Here is a 23799-nt window from a genome sequence, read left to right as displayed (position 1 = left end):
TTACAGGTTTTCGATCGTACTCCTGATACTGCGCAGTATATTTTCAATATTAATTGTCATTTTTTAGTGTTGCCCTAGTTGTTAAATAGTTCAGTAATTTGTAGCAAACAATTTTATCATCGATTATGGCATACAGTTTTCTATTCATTACAATAAAACTGTTCATACTAGATTTACCTATCTTGTAAATCGGAAAGCTTGATTTATAGGAATGGTCCCTTAAATCATATACATCAATGATGCTCGCTTCCTTCCATAGTTGATCCCTTTCGTATTGCCCGGATATAGTGGAATTTACATACAGTAAATTATCACTTACCGCACTCATCTTGTTGACTATTAATGGAGGGTTTGAAAAAGTGTTGATGTTCTTGCTTTTCACTTCCGTTACTTTAATTTGTACTTTGCTTATAGTGTCGATGGTATTGCCTCTGTAATCAAGTTTGAGATTTTTATGAGCAACTATATACTGATTACGGTAACGGTACACATATACAATGCGATTATTATTGTTGTCGAAATGCAAGGATCCATCTACATCGAAAATTCCATCAATTTGTGTTTGGAGAAGTTCTTCGGAATTGTTCTCTAAACGATGGCTGAGGCTTGTTGTACCAAGGATACTTTTTCCTGTTTTCTGATCAATAAAGCGGACCGCAACGTTGTCTTTATCAATTGGCTCCAGATGTGAAAAATATTTTCCGGTGCTTACAACTAATTTTGCATTCCAGTCATGAATATTTCCCTTAAATATATAAGGAACATTTCCCTCAAATAGGTAAAAGTTATTCTCAAGTACTTTAACCATAGGGGTATGGAAGGGCAGTTTTTTGTTGTTTGGAATTATCTTATAGGTTTTTCGGTTTGTTAAAGCTGTATCCAATTCCATTACTTGTAAAGGAGCAGTGCTGTTTCCTAAATAGATTTTTCCATTGCTACTCCCTGCAAAATAGTAGGAGTTGTATCCCAAATCTGCCTTATATTTTTCCTGCGCCACATGTTGTGGAAATCTTCGGATAAATGTATTTGCATAATGGATGATATTTTCAGACCTATTAAAAAGTAATATCACTATAGCTGTTCCAGCAATTGCGCAAAAAAACATCAATACTATCTTGTTCTTAATTTTCATGATTGGTTTTTATTTGTAATTGTTTTTGTGTTTTGTATCGGTACAAAAATTATCGCTATTCCTATAAGCACAACAAATAGGAGGTTAAAAATAAGGTGCTGGTTCCATGTCATTTTTTCAAGTACACCACCGCATGAACAAGGAACGAAAGCACTGTAATTAAGGATAATGTAGATGTAGGCCGTAAACATTACCATTAGTGTAAAAGAACCTAATAATGAAACGAATCGTAGTCTTGGAATAAACAGTCCAAGAGCCAAAGCTATTTCAGCCAATGGTACTGTCACGGAGACCCAGCGTGCAAATGCACTAAGTAATGGTGATTGACCCAATTGAATGATGAAATTTTCATAATCAAGTCCTTTACTTGTAGCAGCATAAATAAAAAGTAATGCCGTTAGATAGCAAATTGTAATCATCAACGTATTTCTTATGTTTTTAATCTGGTTCATTTGTCTGATTTTTAGTTTGAGGAACTTCTATAATTATAATTTTTATACACTATTATCCATTTTTATTACTGCATTGAGGCAATAAATTTTAGCATCGTATTCAAATTCCATTAAATGAAAAAAAGCATTTTATTTATGATTTAATTATTTGGAATTGAAACTGAAACAAAACTACAATAGTCTGTTTGATAACGTGTTACCGAAATCCGGCATGAATTTGTCAAAATCCGCAATTTTAGTTAAAGTTTTAAAAAAGCATCGTTGGAATAAAATTGACGAATAAAAAAAGTGCCAAATAAACAATATTTGTTTATTTGGCACCCAGCTATTTTCTTCTTATATAATTTGTTATTACTTCCCGGTTTCGCTCAATGTCTTCAATTTTTCATTGAGTTCTATAAGTCCGGCTTTTTGTAAACACTCATCCCCAAACAGTTTTAATTCCTGAAGGTTTTCTTCTGGAACACTTGTCATGAGAATCGATGGTTTATCATCGTCTTTAGCAGCTAATCCACGTTCAATGACATGGTTTAATAACAGCACATTTTTTCGTGAAATTTTCAAATCAATCTTCACTACGTCATTCATTCCAGGGATACTGAGTACAGTATCAAAAACCTTGGCCACATCATTTGTTGTCATAATCTTCACGTTTTTAATTAATAATTTATTCTGTAAAGGTATAAAGTCGTTTATGAATTTTGATAGGTAAAATTTACCTATGATAGGTAGAATCCATACCACTTACTTAATTTTGTATCTGATTTAAATGCTGAACATTAAAATGTACGATAGGATTTTAGATAAACAGAGTTACAGAAATGTGCTTTGAATTGGATATAAAATGTGTCAATTAAAAATGGTTTAAAAAATGATTTTCAAGAGTATAAAATTTGACAATTATTTCAAAAGAAGCGGTTTGTCAAAGGGAAGTTCTGGAAAGATAAAAAAGTTCTGGAAAGATGATTTCATTTAAGTATTAAATGACAACTGTTACCCTTTAAAATGAACAACCAAAAACCTTCCTAAAAACAGTCAGGATTTTGTTGTTTTAAAGTTGTTTTATTGCTTGGAAAGAGCACTACCTTTTATGGAAAATTGGTGAGTAAAATTTGGACTTATAATTATCCGGTTGCAATGGTTTTTAAATTATAGGAGTGTGCACTTTCCTTGACTACCGAAAGTGATGATAAAATACCCCTTTATATAAGTCATCGAGATTTAATGACTGAATTGATAGTTCCTATGAATGGCTGAAATACCAATATTAATATATTACATATTATAAAAAGAGCTATAAGTGGGGAAATTGAGTTTTGAATATTTTAGAAATGCTGGAATATCTAAAAAACATTTAAAGTGGCTGTAAGATTGCAACGTTCCTGCAATCGGCAAGATGTCCTGTTGTTTAACAACAGATTCTTGCTGCTCTATACTCGGGACTCGTTAGCAGTGACACTGAAAGGATCAAAAGAGTTTGATAATAATGAAATGAAATGTAGCGAATTCACGAATACCGATAAGAAACAAATTGAATTAATGAGTAAAATGAGAGATGATGGAAAGAGAAAATTCAAGCAGAACACGCATTGTTGGGTTACGGTTTACACCCGAAGAGTATGCGAAAATTGAACGTAAATGGAAAGCAAGTACTTGCCGTAAGCTGAGTGATTACATTCGTAAACACCTATTTAATAAACCAATAAACACCAATTACAGGAATCAATCTTTAGATGATATGACCTGTGAAATGACGCTGCTATATAAGCAATTAAATGCCATCGGAAACAACTTTAATCAGGCGGTAAAAAAACTACATACCCTTGACCAAATTCCTGAATTTAAAGTCTGGATTATCAGTTCTGAACAAGATAAAAAAATCCTTTTGAACAAGGTTGATGAAATCAAAATATGCATCCAAAAAATCTCAGAAAAATGGTTGCAATCATAAAAACAGGACACTCAATCCACAAGGTTTTCTATTATAATGAAAACAAAGTAAAAGAGGGTGTAGCAGAGTGTGTTGGTGCCGGAAATTATCCAATTGATGTGGATAAAATGAGCGGTACTATAAAACTGAATCGTTTTTTGAAACAGTTGGAATTAAATGAAAATGTAAAGCGAAACAGTGTACATATCTCATTGAATTTTCATCTTTCGGAAAATTATTCCAAAGAAAAATTAATGACTATTGCAGATACTTATATGGAGAAAATAGGTTTTGGAGAACAACCTTATCTGGTATACCAGCATCACGATTCCGGGCATCCGCATCTCCATCTGGTATCCATAAATGTAGAGAGGGATGGTAAGCGGATCGACATGCAAAATATCGGTCGAAACCGATCTGAACCAGCGCGAAAAGAAATCGAAGAACTTTTTGGACTTGTTAAAGCGCAAGGACGTATAAATAATCAAGATTTTGAACTCCAACCTATCATCTCAGGAAAGATTCACTATGGGCGAAACGAATCCAAAAAAGCCATTGCAAATGTATTGGCCCAGGTGCTTTCATCGTATAAATATACCAGCCTTCCGGAGCTGAATGCAGTGTTACAACAATACAATGTTTTGGCAGACAGAGGCAATGAAAATTCAAGAATGTTTAAGACAAAAGGATTAATGTACCGGATACTGGATGAAAATGGCAAACTTATCGGTGTACCCATAAAGGCCAGTCTCTTTTACAACAAGCCAACCCTGAAATTTTTAGAAGGAAAATTTGCATCCAACACCACTGGTCAAATTTCCGATAGGAGAAGGGTAAAAAACGCTATTGATATGGCATTTTTAAGAACGAAAATATCACTTACGGAAATGGTGCAACTACTGGAAAAAGATGGAATCAATACTGTTTTTAGAAAAAATGCAGAAGGATTACTTTATGGGATTACTTATGTAGACCATACCACAAAATGTGTTTTTAACGGTAGTACGCTGGGCAAACAATACAGTGCTAAAGCAATTCAGGAACGCTGTGAATCAATTAGCCCAGTGGAACAAAAAATGGGAAGTTCAGATAGTGAAAAATCACAGGGAATTGCATCTCAAACGACTCATTCGAAAATCAATACAACTTCGTTTGGTGATGATTTTCAAAGTAATAAATCAGTTGGATCCGATTTAGTAGGGGGGCAATTATTGGATATGCTTACGCAATCCGAACAGGCTGCTAATTACGTTCCGTATCAACTCAAAGGCAAAAAGAAAAAAAGAAGAGGACAATCTAATAATCAATAAAATTTAAAATTATGGCTATGCAGACCGGAGAAAACGAACAGGCATTGAGGAAGATACTCGACATGACCAGACTAATCAGCATCATTGTTTTGGGGATTCATTTTTATTATTACTGCTACGCTGCCTTTCGGGAGTGGCATCTTGTTAGTGGATTCAGTGATAAAATTATGGGCAACATTCACCATACAGGATTATTCAGTAATTTTTACAAATCCAAAATCTTTGCATTGTTTTTTTTGATAATTTCCCTAATAGGTGCTAAAGGACGTAAAGATGAAAAACTGAATTATAAAACGGCCTTTGCTTATATAATTACGGGTATCCTAATTTACTTTATAAGCTATCTTTCATTATATCTGAAAATAGAAATAGTACAGGCAGCGATTGCTTATATAACTATTAGTTCAGTTGGATTTCTTTTGGTGCTTTCCGGAGGTACTTTGCTCTCGCGTATTATAAAAAACAGGCTCAATCAAAAGGATATTTTTAATACCGAAAATGAGACCTTTCCTCAAGAAGAAAGACTTTTGGAGAATGAATATTCCATCAACCTTCCAGCCAGATATCATTTAAAAGATAAGGTGCGAAACAGCTGGATAAACATCATTAATCCCTTTCGTGCTCTGATGGTTCTGGGGACTCCAGGTTCTGGTAAGTCATATTTCGTCATACGTCATGTCATTACCCAGCATATACGCAAAGGTTTTACTATGTTTATTTATGATTTTAAGTTCGATGACCTTTCCAAAATTGCTTATAATACCTGGCTCAAATACAAACATCTTTATCCGAAACCACCACAATTTTGTGTTATTAATTTTGACGACCTGACCCGAACACACCGATGCAATCCATTGGAGCCTTCAGCCATGAGTGATATTACCGATGCTTCTGAATCTGCACGCACCATTCTGTTAGGATTAAATCGGGAATGGATCAAACGTCAGGGAGATTTTTTTGTGGAATCACCGATCAATTTTCTCTCAGCCATAATATGGTATTTAAGAAAATATAAAGACGGCGAATTTTGTACGCTTCCCCATGTTATAGAACTCATGCAAGCAGACTATGATAGCTTGTTTACCTTGCTTAGAACTGAAAAAGAAATTGAGGCACTCATCAATCCTTTTGTAAATGCCTACCTCAATAATGTAATGGACCAATTGGAAGGTCAAATCGCTTCGGCAAAAATCGCAATGGCGAGGCTTTCTTCTCCGCAATTGTATTATGTTTTATCAGGTAATGATTTCACATTGGACATCAATAATCCGGAGGAACCAAAAATTGTATGTATGGGGAATAATCCACAGAAAATACAAATTTACGGTGCTGTATTATCACTTTATGTAAGCAGATTGGTAAAGTTGGTCAACCAAAAAGGCAAACAGAAAAGCAGCCTGATATTCGATGAATTTCCGACTATATATTTGAACAATATGGATAGTTTGATTGCTACTGCTAGAAGTAATAAGGTAGCTACTTGTTTGGGTATTCAGGACTTCAGCCAGTTGCGTAAAGACTATGGACGTGAGCAGGCCGATGTGATCATGAACATCACCGGAAACATCATCAGCGGACAGGTTACCGGGGATACAGCTAAACAATTATCAGAGCGTTTCGGAAAGATCATGCAGGACAGGGAAAGTCTTTCTATTAATAGTGGAGATACTTCAATTAGCCGCTCAAAACAGTTGGAATCTGCGGTGCCTCCTTCCAAAATTTCCGGACTTAGTTCTGGTGAATTTGTAGGTATGGTAGCCGATGATCCCGATTGCAAAATTGAGTTGAAAACATTCCACTGCGAAATTGTGAATGATCATGAAGCGCTTAAAAAAGAGGAAGACAATTATAAGGAGATACCTGCAATACGTAAACTTGACAACACAATGGTCCAACGAAACTATCTCCAAATAAAACAGGATATCAAGGAGATTATCCATTCTGAAATGGAACGACTTTTAAATGATCCTGCACAGGCTCATTTAGTGGTAAAAAAATAAGATTTAATTTAAAACATAGAAATGATGCTACAAGAACAATTTACCGATATTATTCAATTAATAAAGCAGTCCAGATCAAAAGCAATTACTGCCATCAATACTGAAATGATCAATCTCTATTGGAACATTGGTCAATACATCCATAATCGTATTGAAAGCGCAGAATGGGGCCAGTCTATTGTTAAGGAATTAGCTGAATATTTACAAAGTAATGAACCCGAAATAAAAGGTTTTTCGGATAAGAATCTTTGGAGGATGAAGCAATTTTATCAGACCTATAATGCATTTCCAAAACTCTCAGCACTGCTGAGGGAAATTAGCTGGACAAACAACCTTATTATTTTGAGCAGGGCAAAGTCAATCGAAGAACAAGAATTTTATTTGAGGCTTTCGAGTCAAGAAAAATTTAGTTCAAGAGAGTTAGAAAGACAAATAAACAGTGGTGTTTTTGAAAGAACTATTATAGGAAATACAAAACTCTCATCAGTGATGAGAGAATTACATCCTGATATCACAAACACATTTAAAGACAGTTATATATTTGATTTTCTTAATCTTTCTGAGTCGTATAACGAGAGTGATTTACAAAAAGGCTTAATCAAACAAATGAAAAATTTTATACTTGAATTAGGCAAAGATTTTTTATTTATTGGTGAGGAGTACAAAGTTCAGGTGGGTCACAGTGATTTTTACATTGATCTGGTGTTTTATCACAGAGGCTTACAATGTCTAGTTGCATTTGAATTAAAATCAGATAAGTTTAAACCTGAACATTTAGGTCAGCTAAATTTTTATTTAGAAGCATTGGATCGAGACGTAAGAAAACAAAATGAAAACCCAAGTATTGGAATATTGTTATGCAAAGATCAGGATCATGCAGTTGTTGAATATGCCTTAAGCCGAAGTCTTTCGCCAACAATGGTAACTGAATATAAGATTCAGCTTCCAGACAAGCATTTATTAAAGCAAAAGTTAAATGAAATATTGAAATAGTACTATTTATATTAAAAAATGATATGCCCTTTTGTTCTCTCGCATTTATATGTACCCATTACTTTTTATAGCTACTAATCATTTAAATCTAAAATCTAAAAAATTTATCATTTTCTGACAGCTCGAGGATTGTATGATCTTCAATATATTTTTGTCCAAGAAACATAATTCTTTCTTTTAACACAGAAACAATAAATTGTCCATTTAAATTATCTGCAATTTCAAAGATTTTTTGTATTTGATTTTTATGAATTATCTCCATTTTGTCATGAACAACGAAACGCGGAAAATTTATGCCCAATTCTTCAAAATAATTAATAAATGCAAAATCCAGAGCAATAATATCAGTTTTTTTATAACCATCTCCAACATTTCCTTTTATGTTATCAAATTCAAATTTTCTAGATTCGGGATTATATAATAAATAGATTTGTTCTCCGTGAGTTAAAAAAGTATACTTTTTAAAATATTTATTAAATATTTCCTGAATATTTTCATTAAGTGCTTCCAGATAAGTATTGAAAACCTCGGTTAAATCATCTAAAATGTCAACATTATCATCAATTGATTTTAAAAGCTCTTTGATAGTTTCTATTTGACCAACAATTTTACCTCTATCTGTATAAAGTTCATTTAGCTCTTCTCGCACTTTTATTAAATCGTCAAAACTTCCACTATTATCCAGCAATGACAAGATTCTTGATTGTTCTTGTAAAATCGGTTTTATAAGTTTTTCTTTTTGATTTTTATCTTTTAATAATTTTTCTATATGCTTTTCAACATAATTTAATTTATTATAAACCATTTTGTTGTGAAAATTCAAAACCTCTTCAAAAGTTTTTTGAATTTGTGGAATTAAAACTTTTGCTTCTTCATATAAACCTTTAATAACGTTCGGATCAATCTTACTTTTACTTTCTGTCAATTCTTGCTTACTTTTATAGCTTAAACTTAATTTTAAGTCTATATTAGCAATATGAGATGATAATTCAGCACTCTCAGATTTTACATCTTTCAATTTTTCCAATAAATCATCATATGTTTTTGGAAGATTAAAAGTTTTTATAATATTTTCCTGCTCAGCTATTGATTTATCGATTTGAGTAAGTCTGCTTTCTAATTTTGGCAAATTACTTTTGCCTTTCATTTTAGTAAGTTGGCTAGTCAATTTTTTTATCTCAGCAGAAACATTTAACCTTTTACTAATGATATCTTGTTCAGGAAAACCGAACAAATATAGATACATTGCTTCGTAATCATTATCATTTTTAAATGTTGATAAGACTTTCAATAAGTTTGCTTCCGAATATTGATCTGACCTAACAAATTTTTTAATTATTGTTCTAAAACTGATTTTTGTTTGTGTAGAAGGAATACCAAAAAATAACTCATTTAGTTTAAAACAATATCGTTTTAAATCACTGTATTTCTCATTGTCTATAAAAAGGTCGTTCTCGGAATTAAAACTTCTTATTAATCTAATTATTTTTTTGTCATTAGTAATTAATTCTAATTCAAAAACAACATTTTCTTTGAATAAAAAATCTTTGACTTCTTCATTGTCATTTCCAGTTTCTTTATCCTTATATAAATCTTTGCCGCTAGAGCCCAAACAAAAATCAATTGCCCGAATAAATGTAGTTTTACCAACATTATTACCTGATTCAGAATTCATTATTCTCAATGGTGTCGAATCAACAATTAAATTTAAGCCTTTTTCTATAAAAGGAATATCTCTAATTATTTTTCCATTTCTATTTATAACTAGCTTTTTTAGAAACATCTTTTAATTTTTGTATCGTTATATATTTCTACAAAGCCAATTATGTACAGCCAGTCTAGAGCGTATAAAAAATAGCTAAAACTCAAATCTTGTTGTCTAAACATTGAGACATAAGAAGTATATAAAGTTTTTGTGTCAATAGTTCTTAAATTAATAGAATTAAATGTTTCTATAATTCTTCCTCCAATAACATAAAGGCTTTTTTCTGGGGCAACATCTTGTGGTAGTAACATTAGCTGTTTGGATTTTCTAAAACTTTGCAGTCTACAAATGCATGACAAACAATCGTAAATACATTTAAATTTACACTTTCTGAACTTAAATGTGAAATTTCTTTGGTATTGGATGCAATACTAATTAATAAAGAACTAATTACATCGGAAATAATTGTATCAGCAAATTGATTTACGATTTCCATCCTTTTCATTCCTTGATTTTTTTTTAATAAATCTCCCAAAACTTGTAAATACAATGAATTTATATAATTCAAAAAAACTTTCTTTCTTCCAGGCGTTTCAGAATTTAAAGAATCATATGCATTTTCCAAATAATAAGCATTTTCACTATAATTTGACTCAATTAAAAATCGATATGTAAGGACATTATTAAAATCAAGTTTTTCATCAATATCAGGTGGCAAATTTCGTCTCTCATACTGGTTTTCATTATCAACAATACCATTGTAAATATGCAATACCAATTTATTCAAATCAGCGGGATTATTTGGTAGTGATATTAAACGATGTATGTATTTATCATCAACAATTAATTGCGTGATTTCTTGTTTATTGTTAAACCCGAAAATACTTTGATTATTTTTTGTCACCAGTACTTATCTTTTGCTTGTTCTTTTTCCCTAATGTGAATTGACTATTTTTATCTCCAATTGTTTTTGTTAAAGTAATTACTTTTGAAGCTGCAAAAATACTTATAAAAAAACCAAGTATACCGCATATGTTAGCGATAATTGAAATTGTTTCTCCTCCCATAGTTGTAAATTTATTATGATTACTTAAAAATGTTCAAGCTGTGTAAATTTATAATTTTAAATGGTTCTGAAAAACTTATTTTTACAAATAAAATTACTACTAATAGATCTATAAAAATATAGACAACAATCATCTATAAACAATCATCTATAATTGAATGTCTTTGCCTTAATTTCCAGAATATCCCTTTTCAACTCCAAAAACATATCTTTCACACTTACAGATTCAGAGATTTCTTGTTTCCTGTCATTCCGCCCAATATTACACTCGTATTCCCAAATTTCAAGAATATCCGAAGCCTTGACTTCGTAAGCGGGATAAAAACGGTTGTCTGATTCTACAACCAGTACATTTTTCTTGTTTTTATTCAGTCGCTTATACACCATACCCTCACTTTTGGTTATAAATATATAGGTCTTGCCATCCATGACTTCGCCCAATTTTTCAATATAACGCCCGACGATAATACTACCGTCTTCATGAGGAGGCATCGAATCTCCTTCAACTGGAAACCCTCTGTGCTTTCCTGGACCCAAAAAAGGCAATGAAATATGTTGCAGGCTTTCAATATACTCAGGATCGGCATAACCATTTAAGTAGCCAGCTTTAACTTTTTGTGTAACGACTTCAATAAAATTCTCCCCGTCCTTATCAACAGTGATCGGCAGTACCAATCTGTTATTTTCCAATTTCAACAAATCATCCATCGGAATTTTCCGCACGTCCACAGAAAGCAACAGGTCAATACTGATATGATAATAATGCGCTATTTTCTTCAGTATTTCATATGGTGCTTCCGAGCTTCCGTCTTCGTATTTTACGTACCGACCCCGAGTGATTAAAAGGCTTTCAGCGAGCTTTTCCTGCGAAATTTTTTTATTCACCCTAAGGCTCCTGATGTTGTCTGAAAATAAAGACATATTTATTTTGTTACAATTTGTAACAGCAAATATAATTAATTTTGTTACAACCTGTACTAATTTTGTAGTGTATAAAATGGGATGACTATGGAAAGAGCAATTGTACATATGGATTTGGATACGTTTTTTGTGTCCTGTGAAAGGTTAGGCAACTCAAAATTAGAAGGTATCCCTTTGATCATTGGTGGTGGTGACCGTGGCGTAGTGGCTTCATGTTCTTATGAAGCAAGAACGTTCGGCGTTCGTTCCGCTATGCCAATTAAAATGGCGCTTCGGCTTTGCCCGCAGGCAAAAGTGATGAAAGGCGATATGGAATTATACTCTAAATTATCCCATGATGTTACTCAAGTTATTGAAGAGAAAGCCCCAATAATGGAGAAAGCCAGCATCGATGAATTCTATCTCGATATTACCGGCATGGATAAATTTTATGGTGGGTATAAATGGACCAATGAGCTGGCACAATCGGTTACTAATGAAACTGGTTTACCAATAAGTTTTGCTTTATCGGTTAACAAAACCGTTTCTAAAATTGCAACTGGAGAAGGAAAACCAAAGGGGAATTTGGAAATACGGGAACACATGGTAAAACCATTCTTAAATCCACTGTCCATCCAAAAAATTCCTATGGTGGGCGATGTTACATTTCAATTATTGTCAAGAATTGGTATTCGTACCATTCAGACACTTTCCGAAATGCCAACGGAAGTGCTGCAACGAATGATTGGTAAGAATGGTATCGAAATATGGAAAAAAGCCAACGGAATAGACAACAATCCAGTGGAGCCCTACACGGAACGGAAATCAATTTCAACAGAACATACTTTTGCACAGGATACAATCGATATTCAAAAACTGAAATCAATACTTATCGGTATGGTCGAAAAATTGGCCTTTCAACTACGTTCCGAAGAATGGCTCACCTCAACAGTAGTCATCAAGATACGGTATTCTAATTTTGATACGGAAACCAAACAATGCCGAATACAATATACATCTGCCGATCACATCCTGACTAAAAATGTTACCGATTTATTTGATAAATTATACCAGCGCCGCATGCGCCTCCGATTGATCGGAATTCGTTTCAGTGGACTAGTCAGAGGCACATACCAAATAAATATGTTTGAGGACACAGAAGAAATGCTGTCATTATATCAAGCCATGGACAAAATGAAAAGCCGTTATGGCTTTGATGCTGTAATGCGATGCGCTGGTGCAACGTTCAAGCCCAACAACAAAGCAGAAATTTTAAAACGCAAATTCTAATTCATAATGTATCTCAACTGCCATTCCTTCCACTCCCTGCGCTACGGCACTATCCCGTTGATGGACTTGATACAACAAGCTGTTGCATCTAATGTCAAAGCTATGGCATTGACAGACATCAACACGGTTACTGGTATTTACGATTTCATAAAAGCATGCAATGAGGTTGGGATAAAACCATTGGTCGGTATGGAATTTCGATGCAATCATAAATTACGTTATATAGGTCTGGCCAAAAATGTTGAAGGTCTTGCAGAAATGAACCGATTCCTGACCAAACATAATTTTGAGGATACAACTTTACCTTTAGAAGCACCTGAATTTAGAGATGTTTTTATTATTTATCCATTTGCAAATGTACCCTCTGTTTTAAAAGAAAACGAATATATCGGTATTCGTCCAGAACAGCTCACTAAATTATACCTACAGGAATGGAAAAATAAACAGAGTAAAATGGTTATTCTGCAACCGGTAACATTCCGCACAAAAAAAAAATTCAATCTGCATAAGATCCTTCGGGCTATCGATACGAATATCATTTTATCCAAACTTACTGAAGAGGACTACTGCAAAACTTCTGAAGTGATGCAACCTTTAGAAGAACTACTGGCAAAATATAACGAGTACCCAGAGATAGTGGCGAATACCGAAAAAATAATTCAAGAATGTAATTTTGAATTCGATTTCAAAACCCCAAAAAATAAAAAGTTTTACACCAACAGCAGGAAGAGTGATATGGCATTACTTACTAGCCTTGCACACCAAGGACTTGTTTGGAGATACGGCAACAATAACCCTCAGGCAAAAGCCAGAGTGGAAAAGGAATTGAAAGTGATTGATGAATTGGAATTCAGTGGCTATTTTTTAATAACATGGGATATCATCCGATACAGCAATAGTCAGGGTTTTTTACATATCGGTCGTGGAAGCGGTGCCAACAGTATTGTGAGTTATTGCCTTGGCATTACAGACATCTGTCCTATTGAGTTGGATTTGTATTTTGAGCGTTTTCTGAATCTGAATCGTAAAAGTCCACCCGATTTTGATATCGACTGGTCCTGGAAAGAACGCGATACAATACTCGAATATATTTTCAATCGCTACGGTGCTGATCATGTGGCTTTCTGTGGAACCAATGTAGAGTTCAAGTACCGATCAATATTTCGGGAAGTAGGAAAAGTGTTTGGTTTGCCAAAGGAAGAATTGGATATGCTGGCTAAAAACCCAATGGCTTTACATGATAAAAATTCAGTAGTCAAGTACGTTCAGGAATACGGAATGATGCTCGAAAAATACCCAAATCAGAGAAGTATGCATTCTTGCGGTATATTGATTTCGGAGGAGCCCATTACCAATTATACAGTTCTGGAAATGCCTCCAAAAGGGTTCCCTATTGTTCTTTTCGATATGCATATTGCAGAGGATATTGGCTTTGAAAAGTTCGATATTTTAAGTCAGCGTGGTATTGGGCATATTGATGATAGCGTAAAGCTGATTCAAAAGAACCGTGGTATTAAAGTAGACATCAGAGATACGTCATTATCCAAAGATGAAGCCAAAGCCAATACGTTTTTAGAACGCGGAAAAACAATCGGATGCTTTTACATTGAAAGCCCAGCCATGCGCGGACTGCTCCGTCGCCTTAAATGCGATAACTACAAAACACTTGTGGCAGCTTCATCAATTATTCGTCCGGGTGTCGCACAATCAGGAATGATGAAAGAATATATATTCCGTCATAATAATCCAGACAAGTTCGAGTATTTCCATGATGTTTTTAAAGAACAGCTGGGCGAGACCTACGGTATTATGGTCTATCAGGAAGATGTAATTAAGATTGCCTTGCATTATGGAGGACTTCCAGCTGCTGATGGTGATATTCTGCGTCGGGCAATGAGTGGCAAAGGCCGTTCGAAAACTGCATTGCAAAAAGTGAAAGATAATTTCTTTGCCTCCTGTGTTCAAAAAGGGCATCCTTTAAAATTGAGTGAAGAAATATACCGTCAGATTGAATCTTTCGCCGGATACTCTTTCTGCAAGGCGCATTCCGCATCTTATGCCGTGGAGAGTTACCAAAGCCTATACTTGAAGGTATATTATCCTATCGAATTTATGGTGGCGGTCATCAATAATCAGGGTGGTTTTTATCGTACTGAAGTCTATGTTCATGAGGCACGAATGTCTGGAGCTATCGTACACAATCCATGTGTCAATAAGAGTGAATACGAAACTACAGTTTATGGTATCGATGTCTACCTAGGTTTGATGCACCTTGAAGGTTTGGAAACTAAAATTGCACATGCTATAATTACAGAGCGTGAAGAACATGGCGAATTCAAATCATTAGAAGATTTTATAAATCGAATCCCCATAGGAATTGAAGGAATCCAGATTCTAATTTTCATTGGTGCATTTCACTTTACCGGTAAGACAAAAAACCAATTGCTGGTGATAGCTCGATTAATTCTGGTAAACTTCAAACCCGAAAACCGAAACATGATGTTACTTCAAGAACCGGTCAAAGAGTATAAGCTACCTGTATTGGAACGCTCTCCTTTTGAAGATGCCTTTGATGAAATAGAATTGTTAAGTTTTCCTGTGTCCTGCTCCCCTTTCGATTTGTTGCAGACCAGATACAAGGGTGATGTAATGGCAAAGGATTTGGTAAAACACCACAAAAAAACTGTAAAAATGCTCGCTTATCTGATTTCCCGAAAACACGTGCCTACCAAAAGAGGTACCATGTATTTTGGCACTTGGATAGACATAGAAGGGGAATATTTCGACACTGCTCACTTTACGGATAGTCTTGAAAAATACCCTTTCCAAGGCGGTGGCTGTTATTTACTCTTGGGAAATGTTGAGGTAGATTATCACTTTCCTACCATTACTGTTACCAAAATGGCCAAAATGCCTTTTATTCCTGATCCCCGATATTCAAATACCAAAGACAGGCAATATAAAGTTCACGAACATATTCGGGAAGACATCAGCATGACACATCGGGCTCCATATCCTCAGGAGCATGAAATTAATTTACCAAGGCAGAAAATGAATACATGATAACTAGTAACACTTATTCAAAATGATACTTTTCAATGACACAGAAATATTTACATCAGGCACTGGCGGAAAAAAAATCTTTGACCTTCCAGATACCGAACTCATGTTATATGATAATTTTTTCACCAAGGAAGAATCAGATAACTATTACACTACCCTACTCAACAACACACCATGGCATGAATATCAGATGCCTATGTATGACAAAACGGTAACAGCACCCCGGATGATCTCATGGTACGAAGATATAATTAACCCAGACTGTCCAGATTGGCCTTCCGAATTGCGTACAATCAACCAACGCGTTGTAAATGAAACGCACATGAAATTTAATGCTGTATTACTTAATCTTTATCGGAATGGCAAAGACGGTGTGGCATGGCACAGTGATAAGACACGTAGTACCAATAAAAATATGAATATTGCATCGGTTACATTCGGTGAAACTCGTATGTTTCGTTTACGTCATAAATTTCGCAACGATGTTCCACAAATAGAAATCCCTTTGCATCACGGCTCTTTACTACTAATGGCGGGAACAACAAATAGCTTCTGGGAGCACCAGGTTCCCAAAACTGCTAAACAGGTCCTCCCCAGAATTAACCTTACTTTCAGGCAAATAAACAATAATTTGTAATAAATTACATATAATATCCTTGAATAAATAACAAATAAAGTATTAATTTAGTGATAGGGTTTATCGCTAGCACCTAAAATAGAAAAATGACTAATAACAACGAATTAATCAAATTTTTAGACGCACAAAATCAGGTGTACCTAAAAGCCCTTTCAGAAATCAAAAAAGGCAAAAAGGATACCCATTGGATGTGGTATATCTTTCCTCAAATCAAAGGATTGGGCTCCAGTGAGACTGCACAGTATTACGGAATCAAGGATTTGAATGAAGCCACTGCATACTTACAGCATCCCATTCTGGGTAAGCATTTGGTTGAAATTGCTGAGGAAGTATTAAATCTCAAAGGAAAAACAGTAACACAGATATTTGGAACTCCTGACGACATGAAATTACAATCATGCATGACATTATTTGCAAATGTTGAAAATACCAATCCTGTATTTCAGAAGGTATTGGTAAAATATTTCAATGGATTACCTGATGAACTCACACTACAATTACTAAACTTGATAAGATCCTAATCCAAAGCAAATATTGTAATTTGAAAAATATATTCTTCTACTAGAGCTATTAGATAACTATCAATAATAGTTTGCTTATTCCCACATTCCGAAAACATTTACCACTTAATCTGATATTATGAATATCAGATTTTTTTTTGCTTAAAAAATTAAAAAAAATTTAATCAGATTTCCACTCGAAACGGACTAAAAGGGCAGCTAAGATAGTGTCCGTCGTATGCTGCACGCGCATAATGGCTGCGCCACCCTTCGGGACTTATAGCGCTCCGCATTCTTAGGCCACTTATTTCTTGCTTTCTTTTTTCCCGTTTTTTCGTTTTGAAAATATTTTTTGCGGGATGGAGGGTTAAAGACAAAGTAAATAATAGGAATCATTAAAAATTAAAATTATGGAAATCACAGGCAGAATTACAGCAAATTCAGTCGTTCACAAAGTGAGCAACGACAAACAAGTGGTCAATTTTAGTATCGCCATCAATGACAATTACAAACCCAAAGGAAGTACCGAGGTAAAGGAAGTAGTTACCTATATCAATTGTTCCTATTGGTTAAATGCAAAGACAGCTGAGTGGCTCAAAAAAGGAGCACTCGTACAATTATTTGGGCGTATCGGGTTGAATGTGTATAACAACCACGAAGGAAAACCTATAGGTAGCCTTACGTTTCACACCAATAATATTAAAATTTTGGCTTTTGCAAAAAAAACGGAGCAAACAGAAAACGGTGTAATGTCTTCCATAGCACAGGGGAATAAATCTGAAACAGCAGACGATTTGCCTTTTTAGTCCAAACAATATACTAATCATTTAAATTTTTAATATCATGGCACATAATATAAATTACAACGAGCAGTCAGGAAAACACAGTTTTTTCAGCGTAAAGGAAAAAGCTTGGCACAATTTGGGGCAAATCATTCAGGACTATTCCACGAGCGCAGAAGCAATCAAACATGCAGGATTGGATTATGAGGTAGAAAAACGCAAACTGTTTACACCTTCGAGAGAAACCATTATTGATGGAGAAACCATTCACAACAAAATTGAAGTACCAAATTATTTCAGCACCGTACGTACTGACAACGATGCCGTGTTGGGTGTGGTGGGTAAAGACTATCAAATCGTGCAGAACAGGGATGCCTTTTCTTTTTTTGACAGCATTGTGGGCGGTGACGGGATTTTATACGAAACTGCAGGGGCTTTGGGCAAAGGGGAACGCATATTTATAACCGCAAAACTGCCTGACTATATTCGGGTCGGAAATGAGGACCTTATCGAAAAGTACTTGTTTCTGACCACCTCACATGATGGAAGTGGAAGCATAACCGCCGCATTTACACCAATTCGCATCGTATGCGCCAATACCCTTAATGCTGCAATGAACAACAAAACCAATACGGTACGCATTCGTCATACCTCCAATGCCAAACAGCGTTTGGAACAGGCACATAAAGTTATGGGGATATCCGACATGTTATCGGCACAGATGGAAACCATTTTCAACCATTGGACAAAAGTACGCATTACGGACAGCGAAGTAAAAAAACTGATACGGTCTGCTCTAGTTCCCAATAAGGAAGTACTGAAATCCATACAGGAGGGCAGGGAAGAGGAACTCTCAACCTGCTTTACCAACATGGTAGATAGTGCTTTTGAATATGCCATGAGTGATCCTACACAATTGATGGATACGACAAAAGGAACGGTGTTCGGAGCGTATAATTCCGTGACTGGGTATTTTCAAAATGTTAGAAATTATAAGGATGATGAAGCTAAACTAACCTCTCTTTTGATGGGTGGCACGGGACAACTCCGCACACAGTCTGCTTTTAATCTTTGTTTGGAGTTTGCCAATAAAGGTTCGGACGCTTTAATTCTTAATTAACCAATCAGGACAGGCACACATCCTGCCTGTCCTTTTAAATCCTTGCGCCATGATACAAGTAGCAGATAAATACGGGAAAAACATTACCGTTACCAATTTACCCGAAGCCTTGCAACAGGCAGACTATTTCAGAGATTTCGCCCATACAGATAAAGCCTTTAAGCGGTTTGACCAAGAACGGCAAGCGTATTGGCAAGACCTTTATGAGAAGTTAGTAAAAATTAATGATTTAGACATAAAACGAACTAAACTGTAAAACAATGGAAACCAATTTTTTTAAATCTATTCTAACCTTGCAGGTAGCAGGAAACTGGAAAATAAACATAGCCAAAGAAGATACAGACAAACTCATTGTATCTGTATTGTTTTTTAATGACAGCATCGGCGATGATGCCCGAAAAAAAGTACCGCCCATTTTGCTAAAAGGTACGGCAGAGGAACTCGACGAGGGATTTTTTGAGGCTATTGAACAGCCTGTTAAAGAAACGGCACAACTTTTTGCCAATATGGACCAGTTCCTTAAAGAAAAGGAACAAGCAAAAATCGCTTCACAAATGGAAAAAGGCAACGCTCTTAAGATAGGCAAAGAAAAAACCGAAATGCAGAAAAAATATGAGGAAGGCATGAAGAAAGCTGACGAACTCGAAACAGCAGGTAAATTTAAGGAAGCGTGGATGAAAGTGCCACAGGCGGATGTCTATCCCGAATACAAAGACATCATTCATAAACGCAAAGCGGAACTCTCCGATAAATTTCCCATCGACCTTTTCAACGACCCTAATACAGAGGAACCATGTTAATAGCTACCACATTAGTACGCATTTTTACTTTCAGGGACAGGGAGCAGGATATTAAACTCGCTGACCCTTCACCATCATTCAGTCCCGAAGCGGTTTTGAACTTTTATGCACAAACCTATCCGATTTTAACTACGGCAACCATTGAGGGGCCTTTTATAAATGACGATGCGGTGCAATACAAATTTGTATCACAGATCGGCACAAAAGGATAAACCATGAAAACGAAAACTATAACAGGCAGTATCAGATTGCCTAAAAACAAAAAGCTATGCAAACTATACGAGCAGTTAGGCACATGGGCAGAAAATGCAAACAGATTGCCCGATGCACAGGAAGTAAAAAAGTACAGGAACAATTCTGCACCGTTGGAACTCTTACCGATGGTTTTCTAAAACAGCAGTTTTTACCGTTGTTTGAACAGAGCGAAAAATTACCAAATAGCATACAGACACAAAAGGAATTTTTTAATTCGCTTGCTATCCTGACAGGGTTGTATGGTTTTGAGATAATGGATGTAGAAAACAAACCCTATCCGTACAATATCCTGTTAACGCATTCATACGTTCAAAAGCAACTCAGAAAATCAGGACAGGACATTGAACTCACCATCTTACAGGGTAATAGCGGTATGGTAAAACTAGCAACCAATCACACCTATAACACAGGCAATACATTGTATTATATTCCTATACTGCCGTTGTACCGATTGTTGCAAAACAAGAAGCACAAACAAACCGCAGAACTATTGTTATCTGTATTTGCCTATTTGTACCATATTGCAGGGATTCCGTATTACAGGGAAAACAGTAGTTATCTTTTTTATCAGTATGAATGTATGGAGGAATGGCTCATCGATGATTTTGAGAATGATGAAACCGAGGAAAGCAATAGTACACTTTCAGAATTTAATCAGGCTATTTATTATGGGGATGTAATGCTCCGTAAAATATACAACCTCTATCATCTGAATTATTTCAAACAGCGAACTGAGAGTTACAGACCAAGAACCTTCTTTGAAAAAGATTGTCTTACAGTCGCAGAAAAAGCATTGGCACTACTGCTCGAATATCCTGACTATACTATTTTTCAGAATACGTCCAATCGTGAATTTGAATATGATGACACAGTCATCAAAGCAGAACAGTACATTTCTTTCATAGCAGATAGCAATGGATTACTGTACGAGAATATAGCCCGTGTGGTCAATGACGAATTCAATGAATGCTCCGAAATGGAAGAGCCGACTTTACTACAAATCTATGATGCCGAAAACCAACCATCCAACAAAGGATTGGATTTTGAATACAGACTTTTTCCTTTAATTAACGACCTATGTACCCTTTTAAATAATACACCATGAAAGATATAACCACACAATTCGGAGCATTATACCACCCAATAAAAGCCTTTGTAGTTTATCAGAAAGATACCGCTGATAAGAATATTTATGTAGAAGCCTATGATATGGATAAAAATAGCTATCCCATAAATGCCCACCCCTTAAACCTAAAAGAAAGTAATCAGCTCGTCAATGCCTTGGACACTTCCGACAAACTCATGCGCAAATTTTTAAAACCATCAGGATTGCTTCCTAAAAATGTACTGTACATCAATCCCGAGCATGATGGTTATGCCATTTGGTACACGCCTGCACAAAAAGTCAATTTATTTTTCGTGGATAGTTTAGCCATCACAAACGGCAAAGCATTTGTACCGCCCTTGCTATGGAAAGCCTCCAAAAGCAACTTATACATTTATGCAATGGACAAAGACATGGAAATAAACGAACAAACTATCTTATACCATGCGCCTTTTTTTAATTTATATGCTGATGGTAAGGTTTGCATGGGTACCGTATCGGTCAACATACAGGCGGATTGTCTTTTAGAGGAATTCATACAAGAGTGGGAACAGTATTTTTTTAATAGTTATTTCAGTCATTTGATTGAAGATACAAGTCCCATAAAAGGAAACATAATTCAACTTTGGCAGAACCTTGTATGTAGCGGAAAACCGTTTCCCATGAAATCCTTACTTAAAAATAGTTTAACAATTAAAAAACTACTGTCATGAACACGCAAAAAGCCATGCATTACGCAGATAATTACCTGATAAATCCAACCAATCCTGTTACCGTGAACCTTATTGGTGCGGGAGGAACAGGAAGCAGAATGCTTACGGAACTTGCGAGAATGAACCATAGTCTTATTGCTTTGGGACATGCAGGACTACAAGTCAATCTATTCGATGATGATGTTGTAACCACAGCCAATCAGGGACGACAACTCTTTGCTGATGCTGAGGTGGGACTGCCCAAATCCGTGGTACTCATTAACCGAAACAATCGCTTTTTTGGAACGAATTGGAAAGCGGTAACAGAGCAGTTTAGCACAGTTAATTTAAAATCCCTGCCTAACCAAGGCAGGGCAAACATTTATATCAGCTGTGTGGATACCGTATCGGCAAGGTTCGATATTGCAACCGCCTTACAGGATTGTGCAGTACACAGCAATTGGGAACGCAATAAATCCCTGTACTGGTTGGATATTGGTAATGCCCGAAATACAGGACAAGGTATACTGTCCACAATAGAAGAAATCCAACAGCCAAATTCCAATCTATACAGGACAGTATCCAATCTTCCTATGGTCACGAATGAATTTAAGGAACTATTAGAAGCACAGACTGATAACAGAGAACCGAGTTGCTCCCTTGCTGAAGCACTGGAAAAGCAGGACTTGTTTATTAATTCCACTCTTGCCAATATGGGAGCATCTTTGCTATGGAAGTTGTTTCGTGAAGGTATGACGGAATATAGAGGCTTCTTTCTTAATCTTGCCAACTTCAGGTCACAGCCTATATTGGTGGCCTGACTCCCGCCGCCGAGCAATTGTTCTTCCTGCGTAAGAACAATTGCTCGGCGGTTGAAAGCGGTGCAGGTGCTTGCGTAAACTACCCCACCTATGGGTGCGGTAGTTTACGCAAGCACCTGCTAATTTGTTATTATTAAGTCTGATTTTTAAATAAAATCTAAATGACACTAATCAAATGCATTTACAAGACCAAATTAAAATAAGGACTTATAAAACAAAAAAAACAGCAGTAAACTTTTGCTTACCACTGTTTAAAAATTGTTTTTTTTTGTTATTAATCCTCTATCGGTTTTTTCAGGACTAGACAATTGTGTCTTTTTTATTAAAATTTAGCTGTAAAACCTAAATAAAAACTTCTTCCTACCGCAGGGATTATTCCCGGTCCAGGATATTCATCTGTTCTACGGGTAAAGTATGATTTATCAGTTAAATTATTGGCACCTAACTTGATTGCAAAATTATTTAATTTATAGGAAGCACTCCAGTCTAAAACAGTGTAAGCTGGAATATAGCCCGCAACCGGATCTTCGCTGCTCATTGCATTTGAAGCGTCTCCATAAGCATCTCCAACGGAATTAACCTGTAAAGTAGTCGATAATTTACTAGTGCTAAAAATTAAACCCACACGATTTATAGTTTTAGCGGCGGCTTCGACTCTTTTTCCTTTAAATTCTCCTGTGGTGTATTTTGCATCTACGTAGGCAAAGGAATTGAAAATACTTAAACCAAAACTAGATTGTGAATTGAAGTATTTTAGAATATTAAACTCGATATAACTTTCGAGACCTTGGTGTACACTATTGGCAATATTTTTTCTAACAGAATAATAATCCCCAGTGATAGGGTCTGTCGCCAAAGTAACGCCAATACGTTTGTTATAGGCCATATAAAATCCACCAATGTCAAAATTCAGGTAGTTTCTAATGGTACCCCTGTAGCCTAAATCACTGTTAAATCCTTTTGAATCTTTTAGATTGGGGTCAATTTTAGAGCTGATTCCAAAAGGTTCTAATTGGCTGTAATCTATCGGGCGATAAGCTTGACTAATATTGGCATAGATACTGGTGTTTTTTCCAGGTTTTAATTCCAATCCAAGCCCCGCTAATGCAAAAGTTCTGTTTCTAACTTCATCTGTAATTTGAATGTCGCCTTCTACTTCTTTATGTCCTTTGGCAGTACTTCTTAAATATTCAAATCGAAAGCCAGGAGTAACAGTAAAGTTTTTGGAGACTTTAAAAATGTTTTC

25 protein-coding genes are annotated in these 23799 nt (G+C 35.5%); 16 read left to right on the top strand and 9 right to left on the bottom strand.

Going from position 1 to position 23799, the window contains the following annotated elements:
- Nucleotides 1-49 precede the first annotated feature (49 nt).
- From OA85_RS16200 to OA85_RS16195, 3 genes are all read right to left on the bottom strand, one after another.
- Nucleotides 50-1132 carry a hypothetical protein gene (locus OA85_RS16200; protein WP_052257289.1) on the bottom strand — a complete coding sequence of 361 codons (1083 nt, stop codon included), beginning with the start codon at nucleotides 1130-1132 and terminating at the stop codon, nucleotides 50-52.
- A complete protein-coding gene (locus OA85_RS17120; protein ID WP_197056095.1) occupies nucleotides 1129-1584 on the bottom strand; it encodes a MauE/DoxX family redox-associated membrane protein in 456 nt (151 codons plus the stop codon). The genes OA85_RS16200 and OA85_RS17120 overlap by 4 nt, the downstream gene beginning before the upstream one ends.
- Before the next feature lie 351 nt (nucleotides 1585-1935).
- Nucleotides 1936-2226, bottom strand: a complete 291-nt coding sequence (locus OA85_RS16195) for a hypothetical protein (protein ID WP_345959476.1) — start codon at nucleotides 2224-2226, stop codon at nucleotides 1936-1938.
- A 913-nt stretch (nucleotides 2227-3139) separates the two neighbouring features.
- Between OA85_RS16195 and OA85_RS16190 the strand changes: the two genes are divergently transcribed.
- From OA85_RS16190 to OA85_RS16175, 4 genes are read left to right on the top strand one after another with little or no spacing between them, the layout of a single operon-like run.
- Nucleotides 3140-3535, top strand: coding sequence for a mobilization protein (locus OA85_RS16190; protein WP_082014184.1), 396 nt, complete (start codon nucleotides 3140-3142; stop codon nucleotides 3533-3535).
- Nucleotides 3520-4824 carry a relaxase/mobilization nuclease domain-containing protein gene (locus OA85_RS16185; RefSeq protein WP_039110998.1) on the top strand — a complete coding sequence of 435 codons (1305 nt, stop codon included), beginning with the start codon at nucleotides 3520-3522 and terminating at the stop codon, nucleotides 4822-4824. Before OA85_RS16190 ends, OA85_RS16185 begins: the two co-directional genes overlap by 16 nt.
- A 17-nt stretch (nucleotides 4825-4841) precedes the next feature.
- A complete protein-coding gene (gene mobC, locus OA85_RS16180) occupies nucleotides 4842-6824 on the top strand; it encodes a conjugal transfer protein MobC (protein ID WP_039110997.1) in 1983 nt (660 codons plus the stop codon).
- Between the two features lie 21 nt (nucleotides 6825-6845).
- Entirely contained in the window at nucleotides 6846-7817 is a 972-nt protein-coding gene (locus OA85_RS16175; protein ID WP_231557119.1) for a YhcG family protein, read from the top strand.
- 88 nt (nucleotides 7818-7905) lie between these two features.
- On the opposite strand, the gene OA85_RS16170 is transcribed toward OA85_RS16175, so the two are convergent.
- From OA85_RS16170 to OA85_RS16155, 5 genes are all read right to left on the bottom strand, one after another.
- Complete coding sequence (locus OA85_RS16170; protein WP_039110885.1) at nucleotides 7906-9600, bottom strand: DUF2326 domain-containing protein; 1695 nt, start codon at nucleotides 9598-9600, stop codon at nucleotides 7906-7908.
- Nucleotides 9591-9833, bottom strand: a complete 243-nt coding sequence (locus OA85_RS17785) for an ABC-three component system middle component 6 (protein WP_039110884.1) — start codon at nucleotides 9831-9833, stop codon at nucleotides 9591-9593. The genes OA85_RS16170 and OA85_RS17785 overlap by 10 nt, the downstream gene beginning before the upstream one ends.
- Nucleotides 9833-10426, bottom strand: a complete 594-nt coding sequence (locus OA85_RS17115; protein WP_052257287.1) for a hypothetical protein — start codon at nucleotides 10424-10426, stop codon at nucleotides 9833-9835. The genes OA85_RS17785 and OA85_RS17115 overlap by 1 nt, the downstream gene beginning before the upstream one ends.
- Complete coding sequence (locus OA85_RS17430) at nucleotides 10413-10589, bottom strand: hypothetical protein (RefSeq protein WP_156129477.1); 177 nt, start codon at nucleotides 10587-10589, stop codon at nucleotides 10413-10415. Before OA85_RS17430 ends, OA85_RS17115 begins: the two co-directional genes overlap by 14 nt.
- A 143-nt stretch (nucleotides 10590-10732) precedes the next feature.
- Nucleotides 10733-11509 (bottom strand): helix-turn-helix domain-containing protein, encoded by a 777-nt coding sequence (locus OA85_RS16155; RefSeq protein ID WP_039110883.1) that lies wholly within the window; start codon nucleotides 11507-11509, stop codon nucleotides 10733-10735.
- A gap of 87 nt (nucleotides 11510-11596) precedes the next feature.
- Here OA85_RS16155 and dinB point away from each other — a divergent pair, with 87 nt between their 5' ends.
- The 12 genes from dinB (at nucleotide 11597) to OA85_RS16095 (ending at nucleotide 22553) form a co-directional block, all read left to right on the top strand.
- Nucleotides 11597-12778, top strand: coding sequence for a DNA polymerase IV (dinB, locus tag OA85_RS16150; protein WP_039110995.1), 1182 nt, complete (start codon nucleotides 11597-11599; stop codon nucleotides 12776-12778).
- Nucleotides 12779-12784: 6 nt separating this feature from the next.
- Nucleotides 12785-15841, top strand: coding sequence for a DNA polymerase III subunit alpha (locus OA85_RS16145; RefSeq protein ID WP_039110882.1), 3057 nt, complete (start codon nucleotides 12785-12787; stop codon nucleotides 15839-15841).
- 22 nt (nucleotides 15842-15863) lie between these two features.
- The gene (locus OA85_RS16140) at nucleotides 15864-16478 is read left to right on the top strand and encodes an alpha-ketoglutarate-dependent dioxygenase AlkB (protein ID WP_039110881.1); all 615 of its coding nucleotides are present in this window, start codon (nucleotides 15864-15866) and stop codon (nucleotides 16476-16478) included.
- Nucleotides 16479-16564: 86 nt separating this feature from the next.
- On the top strand, nucleotides 16565-16999 hold the full coding sequence (locus OA85_RS16135) for a DUF1810 domain-containing protein (protein ID WP_039110880.1): 435 nt from the start codon (nucleotides 16565-16567) through the stop codon (nucleotides 16997-16999).
- Between the two features lie 389 nt (nucleotides 17000-17388).
- The gene (locus OA85_RS16130) at nucleotides 17389-17784 is read left to right on the top strand and encodes a single-stranded DNA-binding protein (RefSeq protein WP_039110879.1); all 396 of its coding nucleotides are present in this window, start codon (nucleotides 17389-17391) and stop codon (nucleotides 17782-17784) included.
- 37 nt (nucleotides 17785-17821) lie between these two features.
- Nucleotides 17822-18880, top strand: a complete 1059-nt coding sequence (locus tag OA85_RS16125) for a DUF932 domain-containing protein (RefSeq protein ID WP_039110878.1) — start codon at nucleotides 17822-17824, stop codon at nucleotides 18878-18880.
- A gap of 49 nt (nucleotides 18881-18929) precedes the next feature.
- On the top strand, nucleotides 18930-19136 hold the full coding sequence (locus tag OA85_RS16120; protein ID WP_052257286.1) for a hypothetical protein: 207 nt from the start codon (nucleotides 18930-18932) through the stop codon (nucleotides 19134-19136).
- 4 nt (nucleotides 19137-19140) lie between these two features.
- On the top strand, nucleotides 19141-19680 hold the full coding sequence (locus tag OA85_RS16115) for a PRTRC system protein E (protein ID WP_039110877.1): 540 nt from the start codon (nucleotides 19141-19143) through the stop codon (nucleotides 19678-19680).
- A complete protein-coding gene (locus OA85_RS16110; protein ID WP_039110876.1) occupies nucleotides 19674-19892 on the top strand; it encodes a PRTRC system protein C in 219 nt (72 codons plus the stop codon). The genes OA85_RS16115 and OA85_RS16110 overlap by 7 nt, the downstream gene beginning before the upstream one ends.
- A gap of 56 nt (nucleotides 19893-19948) precedes the next feature.
- Complete coding sequence (locus OA85_RS16105; RefSeq protein WP_052257285.1) at nucleotides 19949-21040, top strand: hypothetical protein; 1092 nt, start codon at nucleotides 19949-19951, stop codon at nucleotides 21038-21040.
- The gene (locus OA85_RS16100; protein ID WP_039110875.1) at nucleotides 21037-21753 is read left to right on the top strand and encodes a PRTRC system protein B; all 717 of its coding nucleotides are present in this window, start codon (nucleotides 21037-21039) and stop codon (nucleotides 21751-21753) included. The genes OA85_RS16105 and OA85_RS16100 overlap by 4 nt, the downstream gene beginning before the upstream one ends.
- On the top strand, nucleotides 21750-22553 hold the full coding sequence (locus OA85_RS16095) for a PRTRC system ThiF family protein (RefSeq protein WP_039110874.1): 804 nt from the start codon (nucleotides 21750-21752) through the stop codon (nucleotides 22551-22553). The genes OA85_RS16100 and OA85_RS16095 overlap by 4 nt, the downstream gene beginning before the upstream one ends.
- Before the next feature lie 322 nt (nucleotides 22554-22875).
- Here the strand turns inward: OA85_RS16095 and OA85_RS16090 are convergent.
- A partial coding sequence (locus tag OA85_RS16090; RefSeq protein ID WP_039110873.1) for a TonB-dependent receptor domain-containing protein occupies nucleotides 22876-23799 on the bottom strand: 924 nt, incomplete at its 5' end.

The sequence above is a fragment of the Flavobacterium sp. AED genome (assembly GCF_000812945.1).
In the GTDB taxonomy this organism is placed as follows: domain Bacteria; phylum Bacteroidota; class Bacteroidia; order Flavobacteriales; family Flavobacteriaceae; genus Flavobacterium.
This window is presented reverse-complemented; position numbering and strand designations above follow the sequence as displayed.